Annotated in this window: 13 protein-coding genes; 1 reads left to right on the top strand and 12 read right to left on the bottom strand. The window is 70.4% G+C overall.

Annotation, left to right across the window (positions count from 1 at the left end; all coding sequences use genetic code 11):
• Positions 1–27: 27 nt before the first annotated feature.
• The 6 genes from carB to pyrR form a co-directional block, all read right to left on the bottom strand.
• Positions 28–3,336 (bottom strand): carbamoyl-phosphate synthase large subunit, encoded by a 3,309-nt coding sequence (gene carB, locus OHO27_RS35295; RefSeq protein WP_328429005.1) that lies wholly within the window; start codon positions 3,334–3,336, stop codon positions 28–30.
• Positions 3,329–4,486 carry a glutamine-hydrolyzing carbamoyl-phosphate synthase small subunit gene (carA, locus tag OHO27_RS35290; protein WP_328429004.1) on the bottom strand — a complete coding sequence of 386 codons (1,158 nt, stop codon included), beginning with the start codon at positions 4,484–4,486 and terminating at the stop codon, positions 3,329–3,331. The genes carB and carA overlap by 8 nt, the downstream gene beginning before the upstream one ends.
• A complete protein-coding gene (locus OHO27_RS35285) occupies positions 4,483–5,070 on the bottom strand; it encodes a PH-like domain-containing protein (RefSeq protein ID WP_328429003.1) in 588 nt (195 codons plus the stop codon). Before OHO27_RS35285 ends, carA begins: the two co-directional genes overlap by 4 nt.
• A complete protein-coding gene (locus tag OHO27_RS35280) occupies positions 5,067–6,353 on the bottom strand; it encodes a dihydroorotase (RefSeq protein WP_328429002.1) in 1,287 nt (428 codons plus the stop codon). Before OHO27_RS35280 ends, OHO27_RS35285 begins: the two co-directional genes overlap by 4 nt.
• Before the next feature lie 5 nt (positions 6,354–6,358).
• Entirely contained in the window at positions 6,359–7,336 is a 978-nt protein-coding gene (locus OHO27_RS35275; RefSeq protein ID WP_328429001.1) for an aspartate carbamoyltransferase catalytic subunit, read from the bottom strand.
• 149 nt (positions 7,337–7,485) lie between these two features.
• Positions 7,486–8,058: a bifunctional pyr operon transcriptional regulator/uracil phosphoribosyltransferase PyrR gene (gene pyrR / locus OHO27_RS35270; protein WP_328429000.1), complete on the bottom strand. Its 573-nt coding sequence runs from the start codon at positions 8,056–8,058 to the stop codon at positions 7,486–7,488.
• A 254-nt stretch (positions 8,059–8,312) separates the two neighbouring features.
• On the opposite strand from pyrR, the gene bldD reads away from it, so the two are divergent.
• Positions 8,313–8,816 carry a transcriptional regulator BldD gene (gene bldD, locus OHO27_RS35265; RefSeq protein ID WP_328428999.1) on the top strand — a complete coding sequence of 168 codons (504 nt, stop codon included), beginning with the start codon at positions 8,313–8,315 and terminating at the stop codon, positions 8,814–8,816.
• A 175-nt stretch (positions 8,817–8,991) separates the two neighbouring features.
• Here bldD and nusB read toward each other — a convergent pair whose 3' ends face one another.
• The 6 genes from nusB to aroC all read right to left on the bottom strand — a co-directional run bounded on the left by nusB (position 8,992) and on the right by aroC (position 15,572).
• Positions 8,992–9,426: a transcription antitermination factor NusB gene (nusB, locus tag OHO27_RS35260; RefSeq protein ID WP_328428998.1), complete on the bottom strand. Its 435-nt coding sequence runs from the start codon at positions 9,424–9,426 to the stop codon at positions 8,992–8,994.
• 1 nt (position 9,427) lies between these two features.
• The gene (gene efp / locus OHO27_RS35255) at positions 9,428–9,994 is read right to left on the bottom strand and encodes an elongation factor P (protein ID WP_328428997.1); all 567 of its coding nucleotides are present in this window, start codon (positions 9,992–9,994) and stop codon (positions 9,428–9,430) included.
• 210 nt (positions 9,995–10,204) lie between these two features.
• Complete coding sequence (locus OHO27_RS35250) at positions 10,205–11,311, bottom strand: aminopeptidase P family protein (protein ID WP_328428996.1); 1,107 nt, start codon at positions 11,309–11,311, stop codon at positions 10,205–10,207.
• Positions 11,312–11,710: 399 nt separating this feature from the next.
• The gene (locus tag OHO27_RS35245; RefSeq protein ID WP_328428995.1) at positions 11,711–12,619 is read right to left on the bottom strand and encodes a Pro-rich N-terminal domain-containing protein; all 909 of its coding nucleotides are present in this window, start codon (positions 12,617–12,619) and stop codon (positions 11,711–11,713) included.
• A gap of 167 nt (positions 12,620–12,786) precedes the next feature.
• A complete protein-coding gene (gene aroB / locus OHO27_RS35240; RefSeq protein WP_328428994.1) occupies positions 12,787–14,391 on the bottom strand; it encodes a 3-dehydroquinate synthase in 1,605 nt (534 codons plus the stop codon).
• Positions 14,388–15,572 (bottom strand): chorismate synthase, encoded by a 1,185-nt coding sequence (gene aroC / locus OHO27_RS35235; protein WP_328428993.1) that lies wholly within the window; start codon positions 15,570–15,572, stop codon positions 14,388–14,390. The genes aroB and aroC overlap by 4 nt, the downstream gene beginning before the upstream one ends.
• Positions 15,573–15,609 lie beyond the last annotated feature (37 nt).

Genomic DNA, 15,609 nt, shown 5'->3' with positions numbered 1-15,609 from the left:
CGTTTCCGGTGTCCCCCTCGTCGGCTGCTAGTCGCGGGCCGCGGTCAGGTGTTCCGCGTGTTCCTGGAGTGAACGGACGCCCACGTCACCGTGGTTGAGGGCGTCGATGCCCTGGACGGCGGCGGCGAGCGCCTGAACCGTCGTCAGGCACGGAACCGACCGCGCCACGGCCGCCGTACGGATGTCGTATCCGTCGAGGCGGCCGCCGGTGCCGTACGGCGTGTTGACGATGAGGTCGACCTCGCCGTCGTGGATGAGCTGGACGATGGTCTTCTCGCCGTTCGGGCCGGTGCCCTCGGACTGCTTGCGCACGACCGTGGCGTTGATGCCGTTGCGCTTGAGGACCTCGGCGGTGCCGGACGTGGCCATCAGCTCGAAGCCGTGGGCGACGAGTTCACGGGCCGGGAAGATCATCGAGCGTTTGTCGCGGTTGGCGACCGAGATGAAGGCGCGGCCCTTCGTCGGCAGCGGACCGTACGCGCCCGCCTGCGACTTGGCGTACGCCGTGCCGAAGACTGAGTCGATGCCCATGACCTCGCCGGTGGAGCGCATCTCCGGGCCGAGGACGGTGTCGACGCCGCGGCCGTGGATGTCGCGGAAGCGCGACCACGGCATGACGGCCTCCTTGACGGAGATCGGCGCGTCGAGCGGCAACTCGCCACCGTCACCGGTCGCCGGAAGCAGCCCCTCGGCCCGCAGATCGGCGATGGTCGCGCCGAGCGAGATACGGGCGGCGGCCTTCGCCAGCGGCACCGCGGTCGCCTTCGAGGTGAAGGGGACCGTGCGGGACGCGCGCGGGTTGGCTTCGAGGACGTACAGGATGTCGCCGGCCATCGCGAACTGGATGTTGATCAGGCCGCGCACGCCGACGCCCTTGGCGATGGCCTCGGTGGACGCCCTCAGGCGCTTGATGTCGAACCCGCCCAGCGTGATCGGCGGCAGGGCGCACGCCGAGTCGCCGGAGTGGATGCCGGCCTCCTCGATGTGCTCCATGACGCCGCCGAGGTAGAGCTCCTCGCCGTCGTAGAGCGCGTCGACGTCGATCTCGATCGCGTCGTCCAGGAACCGGTCGACGAGGACCGGCCGCGAGGGGCTGATCTCGGTCGACTCGGCGATGTAGGCCTCCAGCCGGGTCTCGTCGTAGACGATCTCCATGCCGCGCCCGCCGAGGACGTACGACGGCCGCACCAGGACCGGGTAGCCGATCTCGTCGGCGATGGCCTTGGCGCCGGCGAACGTGGTGGCGGTGCCGTGCTTGGGGGCCGGGAGGCCCGCCTCCGCGAGGACGCGCCCGAAGGCGCCGCGGTCCTCGGCGGCGTGGATGGCCTCCGGGGACGTGCCGACGATCGGCACGCCGTTGTCCTTCAGCGCCTGCGCCAGCCCCAGCGGGGTCTGGCCACCGAGCTGCACGACGACACCCGCGACGGGGCCGGCCTGCTGCTCCGCGTGGACGATCTCCAGCACGTCCTCCAGCGTCAGCGGCTCGAAGTACAGCCGGTCGGAGGTGTCGTAGTCGGTGGAGACGGTCTCCGGGTTGCAGTTGACCATCACCGTCTCGTACCCGGCGTCGCTCAGCGCGAAGGAGGCGTGCACGCAGGAGTAGTCGAACTCGATGCCCTGGCCGATGCGGTTGGGACCGGAGCCCAAGATGATGACGGCCGGCTTCTCGCGGGAGGCGACCTCCGTCTCCTCGTCATAGGAGGAGTAGAAGTACGGCGTCTGCGCGGCGAACTCGGCGGCGCAGGTGTCGACCGTCTTGTAGACCGGGCGGACGCCCAGCGCGTGCCGCACCTCACGCACGACGTCCTCGCGCAGTCCGCGGATCTCGGCGATCTGCACGTCGGAGAAGCCGTGCCGCTTGGCCTCGGCCAGCAGGTCCGGGGTCAGCTCCGGGGTCTCGGCGAGCTCGTCGGCGATCTCCTTGATGAGGAAGAGCTGGTCCACGAACCAGGGGTCGATCTTCGTGTACTCGAAGACCTCCTCGGGCGTGGCGCCGGCGCGGATGGCCTGCATGACGGCGTTGATGCGGCCGTCGGTCGGGCGGACCGCCTCTTCGAGGAGAAGCGTCTTGTCGCCGGGCTCGCCGACGAACGTGAACTGGCTGCCCTTCTTCTCCAGCGAGCGCAGCGCCTTCTGGAACGCCTCGGTGAAGTTGCGGCCGATGGCCATGGCCTCGCCGACCGACTTCATGGTGGTGGTCAGCGTGGAGTCGGCCTGCGGGAACTTCTCGAAGGCGAAGCGCGGGGCCTTCACGACCACGTAGTCGAGGGTCGGCTCGAAGGAGGCCGGGGTCTCCTTCGTGATGTCGTTCGGGATCTCGTCGAGCGTGTAGCCGACGGCCAGCTTGGCCGCGATCTTGGCGATCGGGAAGCCGGTCGCCTTGGAGGCGAGCGCCGAGGAACGCGACACGCGCGGGTTCATCTCGATGACGATGACCCGGCCGTCCTCGGGGTTCACCGCGAACTGGATGTTGCAGCCGCCGGTGTCGACGCCGACCTCGCGGATGACGGCGATGCCGATGTCGCGCAGGGTCTGGTACTCGCGGTCGGTCAGCGTCATCGCGGGCGCGACGGTGATCGAGTCACCGGTGTGCACACCCATCGGGTCGAAGTTCTCGATGGAGCAGACGACCACGACGTTGTCGTGCTTGTCGCGCATCAGCTCCAGCTCGTACTCCTTCCAGCCGAGGATGGACTCCTCCAGGAGCACCTCGGTGGTGGGAGACAGAGTCAGGCCCTGGCCGGCGATGCGGCGCAGTTCCTCCTCGTTGTGCGCGAAGCCGGAGCCGGCACCGCCCATGGTGAAGGAGGGGCGGACCACGACCGGGTAGCCGCCGAGCGTCTCGACGCCCGCGAGGACGTCGTCCATGGAGTGGCAGATGACCGAGCGGGCGGACTCGCCGTGCCCGATCTTGCCGCGGACGGCCTCCACGACGTCCTTGAAGAGGTCGCGATCCTCGCCCTTGTTGATGGCCTCGACATTGGCGCCGATCAGCTCGACGCCGTACTTCTCGAGCGTGCCCGCCTCGTGCAGCGAGATCGCCGTATTGAGGGCCGTCTGGCCGCCCAGGGTGGGCAGCAGCGCGTCCGGCCGCTCCTTGGCGATGATCTTCTCGACGAACTCGGGCGTGATCGGCTCGACGTACGTGGCGTCGGCGATCTCCGGGTCGGTCATGATCGTCGCCGGGTTGGAGTTCACGAGGATGACCCTGAGGCCCTCGGACTTCAGGACGCGGCACGCCTGGGTGCCGGAGTAGTCGAACTCGGCGGCCTGGCCGATGACGATCGGGCCGGAGCCGATGACCAGGACGGACTGGATATCGGTGCGCTTAGGCACGCTGGCCCTCCATCAGGGATACGAAGCGGTCGAACAGGTAGGCGGCGTCGTGCGGGCCGGCTGCCGCTTCGGGGTGGTACTGGACGCTGAAGGCCGGGCGGTCGAGGAGCTGGAGTCCCTCCACCACGTTGTCGTTGAGGCAGACGTGGGAGACCTCGGCGCGGCCGTAGGGGGTGTCGGAGACCTGGTCGGTCGGCGCGTCCACGGCGAAGCCGTGGTTGTGCGCGGTGACCTCGACCTTGCCGGTCGTACGGTCCTGCACCGGCTGGTTGATGCCGCGGTGGCCGTACTTCAGCTTGTAGGTGCCGAAGCCGAGCGCGCGGCCCAGGATCTGGTTGCCGAAACAGATGCCGAACAGCGGAGTGCCGCGCTCCAGGACCGCCTGCATCACGGAGACCGGGTGGTCGGCGGTGGCCGGGTCGCCGGGGCCGTTGGAGAAGAACACGCCGTCCGGGTCCACGGCGAAGACGTCCTCGGCGGTCGCCTTCGCAGGCAGCACGTGCACCTCGATGCCGCGCTCGGCCATCCGGTGCGGCGTCATGCCCTTGATGCCGAGGTCGACGGCGGCGACGGTGAACTTCTTCTCGCCGATCGCAGGGACGACGTACGCCTCCTTGGTGGCGACCTCGGCGGAGAGGTCGGCGCCCTTCATTTCGGGGGCCTGGCGGACCTCGGCGAGCATGGTGCCCTCATCGGGCAGGGCGTTGCCCGAGAAGATGCCGACGCGCATGGCGCCGCGCTCGCGCAGGTGGCGGGTCAGCGCGCGGGTGTCGATGCCGGAGATCCCGACGACGCCCTGGTGGCGCAGCTCGTCGTCCAGCGAGCGCCGGGAGCGCCAGTTGGACGGCACGCGCGCGGGGTCGCGCACGACGTAGCCGGCCACCCAGATCTGCTTGGACTCGGGGTCCTCGTCGTTGACGCCGGTGTTGCCGACGTGCGGGGCGGTCATCACGACGACCTGGCGGTGGTACGACGGGTCGGTGAGCGTCTCCTGGTAGCCGGTCATGCCGGTGGAGAACACGGCCTCGCCAAAGGTCACCCCCACGGCCCCGTAGGCACGGCCGCGGAACATGCGGCCGTCCTCCAGGACGAGTACGGCGGGAGCCGCCTTGTGCCTGCGCGAGGCGGTCCCCTGGATGGAGGTCGTCATCGTTCGGCGCCTTCCGTGCTGTTGGTGTTGATCATGGAGTTAATGACGTCGACCCACTCGTTGTGCTCCGCCGCGTGGTCCGAGCGGAAGCCGGAGTCGATCAGCCGTTCGCCGTGCGCCCAGGTCACGACCAGCAGCCCGCCCTCGGTCAGGACCTTGCCGGCGATGCCCTTGTCGAGCCGGGCCTCGCGCAGCTGCGCGACCGGGACGAAGAAGTCGGTCGCACCGGGGCGTACGACGTCCAGTCCCGCCTCCGTGAGGGTGAGCTCGACCCGGCTGCGGGTGCCGAGGCCGTGCGCCACGATGCGGTCCAGCCAGTGACCGGCGGTGGTCGAGCCGTGGTAGCGGCCGCTCATGCCCAGTCTCGCCGGGCCGGGGTCGTCCGGCGCGCTGGGCAGCTCGGGCAGGTCGCCCTGGAGCGTGCCGCGCCACTTCCAGCCCTCGCGCATCAGCCAGTAGACGAGCGCGACGAAGAGGGCGAGTCCGACGACCCAGCCGATGCGGGCGGCCCAGTCGGTCACGTCGGCCGACTTCTGTTCGGCCGCGAGTCCGGTTCCGGCTGCGAGCAGTGTTGCAGGTGTCACGTGAGCTTCCCGTCGACGAGCGTGGCCTTGCCCCGGAGCCACGTGTGCGTCACACGGCCCGGCAGCTCACGCCCCTCGTACGGAGTGTTGCGGCTGCGCGAGGCGAAGCCCGCGGGGTCCACGGACCCACGGTATTCCGCGTCGACGAGCGTGAGGTTGGCGGGCTCACCAGCCGAGACGGGACGGCCGTGCCCCTTCGCCTGCCCGATCCGGGCGGGCATGAAGGACATGCGCTCGGCGACCCCGGCCCAGGTGAGGAGCCCGGTGTCCACCATGGTCTCCTGCACCACTGACAACGCGGTCTCCAGACCGACCATCCCCATGGCGGCGGCGGCCCACTCGCAGTCCTTGTCCTCGTGCGGGTGCGGGGCGTGGTCGGTGGCGACGATGTCGATCGTGCCGTCGGCGAGCGCCTCGCGCAGCGCCAGCACGTCACGCTCGGTGCGCAGCGGCGGGTTCACCTTGTAGACCGGGTTGTAGCTGCGGACCAACTCGTCGGTGAGGAGGAGGTGGTGTGGGGTGACCTCGGCGGTGACGTCGATGCCGCGGGACTTGGCCCAGCGCACGATCTCGACGGATCCGGCGGTCGACAGGTGGCAGATGTGGACGCGGGAGCCGACGTGCTCGGCGAGCAGGACATCCCGGGCGATGATCGATTCTTCGGCCACCGCGGGCCAGCCGCCGAGCCCCAGCTCGGCGGAGACGACGCCCTCGTTCATCTGGGCGCCCTCGGTCAGCCGCGGCTCCTGGGCGTGCTGGGCGACGACGCCGCCGAAGGCCTTCACGTACTCCAGGGCCCGCCGCATGATCACGGCGTCGTCGACGCACTTGCCGTCGTCCGAGAAGACGGTGACACCGGCGGCCGACTCGTGCATGGCGCCCAGTTCGGCGAGCTTCCTGCCCTCCAGGCCGACGGTGACGGCGCCGATGGGCTGCACGTCGCAGTAGCCGCCCTCCTGGCCGAGGCGGTAGACCTGCTCGACCACACCGGCGGTGTCGGCGACCGGGAAGGTGTTGGCCATGGCGAAGACGGCCGTGAAACCGCCGGAGGCGGCCGCGCGCGTGCCGGTCAGGACGGTCTCGGAGTCCTCGCGTCCGGGCTCGCGCAGGTGGGTGTGCAGGTCCACGAGCCCCGGCAGGAGCACCTTGCCGGCGGCTTCGACGACCTCGGCGCCCTCGGCGCTCAGCCCCGCGCCCACCTCGGCGATGGTCCCGCCGTCGACCAGGACGTCCTGCGGCTCGCCGCCGAGCACCTTCGCACCACGGATCAGGATCTTGCTCATGGGTCTTACTTCTCCTCGGTACGGGTGTGGGTGGCGGCGGGCTCGTTTCCGCCCAGCAGCAGGTACAGAACGGCCATCCGGATGGAGACTCCGTTTGCGACCTGCTCGATGGCGGTGCAGCGGTCGGAATCGGCGACCTCGGCGGTGATCTCCATGCCGCGCACCATCGGACCGGGGTGCATCACGATCGCGTGCTCGGGCATCCGCGCCATGCGGTCGCCGTCGAGGCCGTAGCGCCGCGAGTACTCGCGCTCGGTCGGGAAGAAGGCGGCGTTCATGCGCTCGCGCTGTACGCGCAGCATCATCACCGCGTCGGTCTTGGACAGCGTGCTGTCGAGGTCGTACGACACCTCGCAGGGCCAGGTCTCGACGCCGACCGGCACCAGGGTCGGCGGCGCGACCAGGGTGACCTCGGCGCCGAGGGTGTGCAGCAGGTCGACGTTGGAGCGGGCGACCCGGCTGTGCAGGACGTCGCCGACGAGCGTGATGCGCTTGCCGTCGAGGTCCTGTCCGATCCCGGCGTCCCGGCCGACCAGCCGGCGGCGCATGGTGAAGGCGTCCAGCAGGGCCTGGGTGGGGTGCTGGTGGGTGCCGTCACCGGCGTTGATGACGGCGGCGTCGATCCAGCCGGAGTTGGCGAGGCGGTAGGGAGCCCCGGAGGCGCCGTGCCGGATGACGACGGCGTCGACGCCCATGGCCTCCAGGGTCTGGGCGGTGTCCTTCAGGGACTCGCCCTTGGACACGCTGGATCCCTTGGCGGTGAAGTTGATGACGTCCGCCGACAGCCGCTTCTCGGCGGCCTCGAAGGAGATACGCGTGCGCGTGGAGTCCTCGAAGAAGAGGTTCACGACGGTGCGGCCGCGCAGGGTCGGCAACTTCTTGATCGGCCGGTCGGCGACCCGGGCCATCTCCTCGGCGGTGTCGAGGATCAGGACGGCGTCGTCGCGGGTGAGGTCGGCGGCCGAGATGAGATGACGCTGCATCTGTCAGGCTCCGTAAGGCAGTTAAGTCAGGGTCCGAGGTGTCCGGGGGCCTGCGGCGGTAGCCGCTTGTGCCACGGCCCCGCAGGGCCCGGCGGGTGCGCGCGAGGGCGCACAGAGCGGGCGTACGACAGCGGCGTACGCCGCGGGCGCTACTGGGAGGTCTGCTTGGCACCGAGAAGTACGGTGTCGCGACCGTCCTCCTCGGCGAGCTGGACCTTGACCGTCTCCCGCAGCGACGTGGGGATGTTCTTGCCGACGTAGTCGGCGCGGATGGGCAGTTCGCGATGGCCTCGGTCGACGAGCACCGCGAGCTGCACCGCGCGCGGACGCCCGATGTCGTTCAGGGCGTCCAGGGCGGCGCGGATGGTGCGGCCGGAGAAGAGGACGTCGTCGACGAGGACGACCAGCCGGCCGTCGATGCCGTCACCGGGGATGTCCGTGCGGGCCAGCGCGCGCGGCGGGTGCATGCGCAGGTCGTCGCGGTACATGGTGATGTCGAGCGAACCGACCGGGATCTTCCGGTCGGTGACCTCCTCGAGCTTGGCGGCGAGCCGCTGGGCGAGGAAGACACCTCGGGTCGGAATGCCGAGGAGCACCACGTCGTCGGCGCCCTTGGCGCGTTCGACGATCTCGTGGGCGATGCGGGTCAACACCCGCGCGATGTCAGGGCCTTCGAGAACGGGCCGGGCATCGGACGCTTGCGTGTCCTGTTGCCTGTCCATACGAAAGGGACCTCCTTCTCCGCCTCACGGGACGGACCTTAAAGGACGTCTGGTTTACGTCGTCCACCGTAGCAGGCCGCCGAGGCACCCCTTGTCACCCACTTGGCCCAATCGGTCACCGATAGCACGGAAGCGTCGGTGTGGACCATTCGGCTTGACGCGCCAGAGTAACGCTGCGTAACCTCACAGTGAGTTACCAACCGCGCGGCATGGAACCCAAGCCACGTCGCGTCGACCCAGTGCCGGGGAGCTATATGTCCAGCGAATACGCCAAACAGCTCGGGGCCAAGCTCCGGGCCATCCGCACCCAGCAGGGCCTTTCCCTTCACGGTGTCGAGGAGAAGTCCCAGGGCCGCTGGAAGGCCGTCGTGGTCGGTTCGTACGAGCGCGGGGACCGCGCCGTGACCGTGCAGCGCCTCGCCGAGCTGGCGGATTTCTACGGCGTTCCGGTGCAGGAGCTGCTGCCGGGCACCACGCCGGGCGGGGCCGCCGAGCCGCCGCCGAAGCTGGTCCTGGACCTGGAGCGACTTGCCCACGTACCGGCCGAGAAGGCGGGGCCCCTGCAGCGGTACGCCGCGACGATCCAGTCGCAGCGCGGTGACTACAACGGCAAGGTGCTCTCGATCCGCCAGGACGACCTGCGCACACTCGCCGTCATCTACGACCAGTCCCCCTCGGTCCTCACCGAGCAGCTGATCAGCTGGGGCGTGCTGGACGCGGACGCGCGTCGCGCGGTCTCCCACGCCGACGAGAGCTGAGCGCTCCACGCGTTGAGCCCCTTGAGAAGAAACGTGCCGCCGGGGTGGCCGGAACTTTGCGGTTCCGGCCGCCCCGGCGGCGTTCTGCGGGCCTGAAGGGGCCCAGTGGCACAGGGAGGCCGGAGGGCCCGCAGCAACCTTGCTGCGGGCCCTCCGGCGTCTTCGGTCGAAACCCTTACGCTTCCTCACGGCGCAGCGAGGGCTTCAGGTCCTTGAGCCGGCCGAGGAGTCCGTTGACGAACGAGGGCGACTCGTCCGTGGAGAACTCCTTCGCCAACGCGACCATCTCGTCCAGCACAACGGCGTCCGGCGTCTCGTCGACCCAGATCAGCTCGTACGCGCCGAGGCGCAAAATGTTGCGGTCCACGACCGGCATCCGGTCCAGCGTCCAGCCGACCGCGTACTGAGCGATCAGATCGTCGATGCGCCGCGCGTGCTGCGCGTAGCCCTCGACCAGCTGCATCGTGTACTCGCTCACCGGCGGCTGCCGGGTGTCGTCCCGGGAGAGCCGGATCCAGTCCGCGAGGACCGTCAGGACTCCTGCGTCGCGCTGGTCACCCTCGAAGAGGATCTGGAAGGCGCGCTTGCGGGCCGTGTTGCGGGCAGCCAATTTAGCTGTTCACCCGGCCGAGGTAGTCGCTCGTGCGGGTGTCGACCTTGATCTTCTCACCGGTGGTGATGAAGAGCGGCACGTTGATCTGGTGGCCGGTCTCCAGCGTGGCGGGCTTGGTGCCACCGGTGGAGCGGTCGCCCTGGACACCCGGCTCGGTCTCCTGGATCACGAGCTCGACGGCGGCGGGCAGCTCGACGAAGAGCACCTCGCCCTCGTGCTGCGCGACGGTGGCCGTGAAGCCCTCGATCAGGAAGTTGGCGGCGTCGCCGACGGCCTTGCGGTCGACCATGAGCTGGTCGTAGGTCTCCATGTCCATGAAGACGAAGTACTCGCCGTCCATGTAGGAGAACTGCATGTCGCGCTTGTCGACAGTGGCCGTCTCGACCTTGACGCCGGCGTTGAACGTCTTGTCGACGACCTTGCCGGAGAGCACGTTCTTGAGCTTGGTGCGCACGAAGGCCGGGCCCTTGCCGGGCTTGACGTGCTGGAACTCGACAACGGACCAGAGCTGGCCGCCTTCGAGCTTGAGCACCAGGCCGTTCTTGAGGTCGTTCGTGGAAGCCACGGTTGCGGAATCTCCTGGACTGACGTGGACGACCCCGGGGCGCGCCACGAGCGGCGCCGGGGAAGAGCAGGTGCTTTCCCGCGTCGTTCGGTGCGTGCTCTCGGTGTGCCGGGTGGAGCCCCTCGTAGCGGAGCTACTGGGGCCTTCGGCCGGTGCGGCGAGAGTGCGTTCCGGGCGGCGTGGGAACGTGCCTGAACTTCCCTGGGGTCGCTAGAGGGCGAGCAGCTCCTTGGTCGTGATGGTGAGTAGCTCGGGTCCGCCGTCCGCCTCGGGGCGAACGACGAGCGTGTCATCGATCCGGACACCGCCCCGGCCCGGGAGGTGGACCCCCGGTTCGACGGTGACCGGCACGCAAGCGTCCAGTTTACCCATGGCCGCGGGAGCCAACTGCGGGTCCTCGTCGATTTCGAGTCCCACGCCGTGCCCCGTCAGTGCCGGAAGGCCCTGCGCGTACCCCGCGGAGTCCAGCACCTGCCGTGCCGCGCGGTCCACATCACGATAGGCGGCGCCGGGCACCAGACTCTCCCGTCCGGCGCGCTGAGCGGCGAAGACGAGGTCGTACAGCTCGATCTGCCAGTCGGCGGGGGACGTACCGATCACGAACGTACGGCCGATCTCGCAGCGGTAGCCGCGATACGTCGCCCCGAGGCAGACGGAGAGGAAGTCGCCCTCCTCCACGCGGCGGTCGGTGGGCCGATGAGCGCGGCGGCCGGCGTTCGGGCCGGTGGCGACGGAGGTGGCGAAGGCGGGGCCGTCGGCGCCGTGATCGACGAGGCGTCGTTCGAGTTCGAGGGCGAGGTGGCGTTCGGTGCGGCCGACGAGGATGGATTCGAGCAGCTCCCCGAGGGCCTGGTCGGCGATCTCCGCGCCGATCCGGATGCAGGAGATCTCTTCCTCGTCCTTGACGACCCTGAGCTGTTCCACGGCTCCGCCGAGGTCGGCGAGGCGCAGGCGCGGGACGACCGACCGGATGGCTCTGTGGCGGGCCACGGTGAGGTGGTGTTCCTCCACGGCGAGGCGGACCCCTCCCTGCCCCGCCGCGAGGTCGGCCGCGGCGACTGCGGGGTCGCCTCCGGCGCCGGGGAGGACGTGGATCCGCAATGCCTCGTCCGGGCGGCCCTCCGAGGGCCGGTCGTCGGGCGGGCCGGTGCACACGAGCAGGTCTTCGGTCTTGCCGAGGAGCAGCACGGAGCCCTGCGGGGCGGCGCCCGCGAGGTAGCGGACGTTGGCGGGGCGGGAGATCAGCGCGGTGGCGCTGCCGCTGGCCTGGCAGCGGTCCCTCAGCCTGGAGCGGCGGGTGGCGTACACCTCTGACATGACCCGAGCGTATGAGCTTCGCTGGGTTGGCGCCGGTTGAGGGCGTCTGAGTGGGCGGTGTCCGGATTATGCGGGTTGGGCGGGGTGCCGTTCGGGGACGGGGGTGCGGCTTGAGGTTGTGTGCCGTCTGCGGGTTCGGTGGGGGCTGGTCGCGCAGTTCCCCGCGCCCCTCAGGTGGGACCGGGCGCGTTGGTTACCAGCTCGGGAGGGGCGGCGTGAGGTTGCGTGCCGGCTGCGGTCCGGTGGGGGCTGATCGCGCAGTTCCCCGCGCCCCTCAGGTGGGACCGGGCGCGTTGGTTGCCAGCTCGGGGGCGGCGTGAAGTTGTGGGTCGTCTGCGGTCCGGTGGGGGTGCTCGCGCAGTTCCCAGCGCCCCTGAGAGGTGGCTCCGCTCACGCGGGTTACCAGCTCGGGGGGCTGGCGATGGAGCGGGCCAGTACGTCGTCCAGGATCTGGGCTGTCTGGGGGACGTCGAGTTGGGAGTTGTCGATGATCGGGAGGCCGGAGCCGTACCAGCCGGCCATGCGGCCGTGGATGCGGGCCACCTCCTCGTCGGTGAGGCGGCGGTTGCCCGTGCGCTCGGCGTTGCGCTCCAGGACGATCTCCAGGCCCGGGAGCAGGACGACAGGGAGGAGGCCGGGACCGACATGGCGCTTCCAGCCGCCGAGGCCCACCACCGGGCGGTCGGGGAAGACCGCGTCGTCGAGGATGCACGAGATGCCGTTGGCCAGGAAGTTCCGCGCGGCGAAGCCGCAGGTGCGGCGGGCCAGGCGGTACTGGGCCTCGGAGTTGTCGTTCCACCCGGACTGGGGGTCGGCGAAGCCCGAGCGGACCCATTCGCGGACGTCGTCGAGGCTGATGTGGGCCGTGGGGACGCGGCGGTGATCCGCCCAGTACTTGGCAACGCTCGTCTTGCCGGCGCCGGCCGGCCCGATGAGCAGTACGGCGAGTGTGGTGGCCGCCGGGTCCGGGGCCGCCGTGGCGGGCGGGGCGCTCGGCATGCCGACCGGGCCGCCGGGCGGGAGGGGTACGTGGCCCGTGGTCTCGGGCGTGGGCGGGACGTGGGTGTGCTGTGGCGCGGGCGGGACCGGTCCGGAGGGACTTCCGGGGGGTGCTCCAGGGGGTGTGAAGCCCGGTGCCGGGGGTGGCGGCGGCACTGGGGCGGAGCCCTGGTGCGGGACGGGTACCTGGTGCGGGGCGGGTCCCTGGTGCGTGCCCGGGTGATGCGGACCCGGGTGTTGTGCGGCCGGCGACCAGCCGTTCCCCGACTGGTGGGGCGGCGGCAGCGGAGAACCCACTGCGTGCTGCATCCGGTGCCACTCCGTCTCGTCTTCCATGGCCATTGGTGCTGGCAGCGGGCATGACCCGCTCGCTACCGAACGGTACCGCCCCCGGCCGTCGTTTGGTGAACGGCCGGGGGCGGTCCGAAGTGCCCATCGCCACAGGCGAATCGGACGGAAGCGCGCTTTTCGTGGACTTACTGGCCGACTTCGCCGTACGCGGCGAGCAGCACGGCCGGGTCCGGTCCCTCCAGGACGGTCGGCTTGGCCAGGCCGTCCAGCACGATGAAGCGCAGCAGATTGCCGCGGGACTTCTTGTCGACCTTCATGTTCTCCAGCAGCTTGGGCCACTGGTCGTAGCGGTAGTGCAGCGGCAGGCCGACCGCTTCGAGGATCGTGCGGTGACGGTCGGCCGTCGCGTCGTCCAACCGCCCGGCGAGACGGCCGAGTTCGGCGGCGAAGTGCATACCGACGGAGACCGCGGCGCCGTGCCGCCACTTGTAGCGCTCGTTCTTCTCGATGGCGTGGCCGAGGGTGTGGCCGTAGTTGAGGATCTCCCGCAGGCCGGACTCCCTCAGGTCCGAGGAGACGACCTCGGCCTTGACCCGGATGGAGCGCTCGATCAGCTCGGCGGTGTGCGGGCCGGCCGGGGTGCGGGCGGCCTCGGGGTCGGACTCGATGAGCTCCAGGATCGCCGGGTCGGCGATGAAACCGGCCTTGATGATCTCGGCGAGCCCGGACACGTAGTCGTTGACCGGGAGGGACTCCAGCGCGGCAAGGTCGCACAGCACACCGGCAGGCGGGTGGAAGGCGCCGACGAGGTTCTTGCCCTCGGCGGTGTTGATGCCGGTCTTGCCGCCGACGGCCGCGTCGACCATGGCGAGCACGGTGGTCGGTACGGCGATCCAGCGCACCCCGCGCAGCCAGCTCGCGGCCACGAAACCGGCGAGGTCGGTGGTCGCGCCGCCGCCGACGCCGACGATGACGTCGGAGCGGGTGAAGCCCGACTGGCCCAGCGCCTTCCAGCAGTAGGCGGCGACCTCGGCGGTCTTGGCCTCTTCCGCGTTCGGCACCTGGATGGCGACCGCGTCATAGCCCTGCTCGACCAGGTCGGCCCGCAGCGCGTCACCGGTCCCGGCCAGCGCCTCCGGGTGAATGACGGCGACCCGCTTGGCCTTCTCCCCGATCAACCCGCCGAGCTCGCCCAGCAGTTGAGGGCCCACCAGGACCTCGTACGGTTCGCTGCCCGCGGTGCCGCCGACCTGGATCCGCGTCACTGCCTCACTCATACGTCCTTCAACTCCAGTGCGTCCAGGGCGGCTTGGGTCACTTCCTCGGGGTACGGCCGTCGGTGGCGACGACCGCCGTGGCCACCCCTCGTACAGATGGCGGCGGGCCTCCATCAGCTCGCGCCACTGCTTGCGCGGGTTGACCGCGAGGAGCGGGCGGGCGGCGTTGAGGCCGGTGCGCTTGACCGCTTCCTCGACGTCCATCGACAGGTACGCCACCCGCTGGCCGGCCAGCAGCGCACGCGTGTCCGCGTCGAGGATCGCGCCGCCGCCGAGGGCGAGGACGCCGTCGTGCTCGGCGAGCGCCCGGTGCACCGCCTGCTTCTCGATCGCCCGGAAGGCGGGCTCGCCCTCGTCGACGAAGATCTCGGCGATGGTCCGGCCCTGCTCGGCGACGATGTCGTCGTCGGTGTCCCGGTAGGCCACGCCCAGCCGGTCGGCCAGCATCTGCCCCACTGTGGACTTGCCCACGCCCATCGGGCCGACGAGGACGACCACGGGTGCTGCGCTCACCGGATGGCCAGGTTGTCGAGGTACGAGGTCACGTTGCGGCGGGTCTCGGTCACCGAGTCGCCGCCGAACTTCTCCGCCACCGCATCCGCCAGGACGAGCGCCACCATGGCCTCGGCGACGATGCCGGCGGCCGGAACCGCGGACACGTCCGAGCGCTGGTGATGAGCCTGCGTCGCCTCACCCGTGGTCACGTCCACCGTCTGCAGAGCGCGCGGCACCGTCGCGATCGGCTTCATCGCGGCGCGGACCCGAAGCAGCTCACCGGTCGTGAGGCCGCCCTCGGTGCCGCCGGAGCGGCCGGAGACGCGGCGGATGCCCTCGGGTGTGTTCACGATCTCGTCGTGCGCCTTGGAACCGGGCACCCGCGCCAGCTCGAAACCGTCACCGAGCTCGACACCCTTGATGGCCTGGATACCCATGAGCGCACCGGCGAGGCGGGCGTCCAGCTTGCGGTCCCAGTGCACGTGCGAGCCCAGGCCGACGGGCACGCCGTACGCCAGGATCTCGACCACGCCACCGAGGGTGTCGCCATCCTTGTGGGCCTGGTCGATCTCCGCGACCATCGCCTTCGACGCGTCCGCGTCCAGGCAGCGCACCGGGTCCGCGTCCAGCTTCTCGACGTCGCCCGGCGTCGGGTACACACCCTGCGGCGCCTTCGCGGCGGCCAGCTCCACGACATGGCTGACGATCTCGATGCCGGCCGTCTCCTTGAGGTACGACCGGGCGACCGCGCCCAGCGCCACCCGCGCCGCCGTCTCACGCGCGGAGGCGCGCTCCAGGATGGGCCGGGCCTCGTCGAAGCCGTACTTCTGCATGCCCGCGAGGTCCGCGTGACCGGGGCGCGGACGGGTCAGCGGCGCGTTGCGGGCGAGGCCGGCGAGGATCTCGGGGTCGATCGGGTCGGCCGACATGACCTGTTCCCACTTCGGCCACTCGGTGTTGCCCACCATGATCGCGACCGGGGAACCCAGCGTCAGACCGTGCCGCACACCACCGATGAACGTGACCTCGTCGCGCTCGAACTTCATGCGCGCACCGCGTCCATAACCGAGCCGGCGCCGGGCCAGGTGGTCCGCCACCATCTCCGTGGTGATCGGCACGCCGGCGGGAAGGCCCTCCAGCGTCGCCACGAGTGCGGGACCGTGGGACTCCCCCGCGGTCAGCCAGCGCAACCTGCTCAACGGTGCTCCTCAGTGCTCGCGCCCTGGTACTGCCCTG

The sequence above is a fragment of the Streptomyces sp. NBC_00443 genome, assembly GCF_036014175.1.
Lineage (GTDB): Bacteria > Actinomycetota > Actinomycetes > Streptomycetales > Streptomycetaceae > Streptomyces.
Note: the sequence above shows the minus strand (reverse complement) of the source record. Positions and strands in the feature narration are given on the sequence as shown.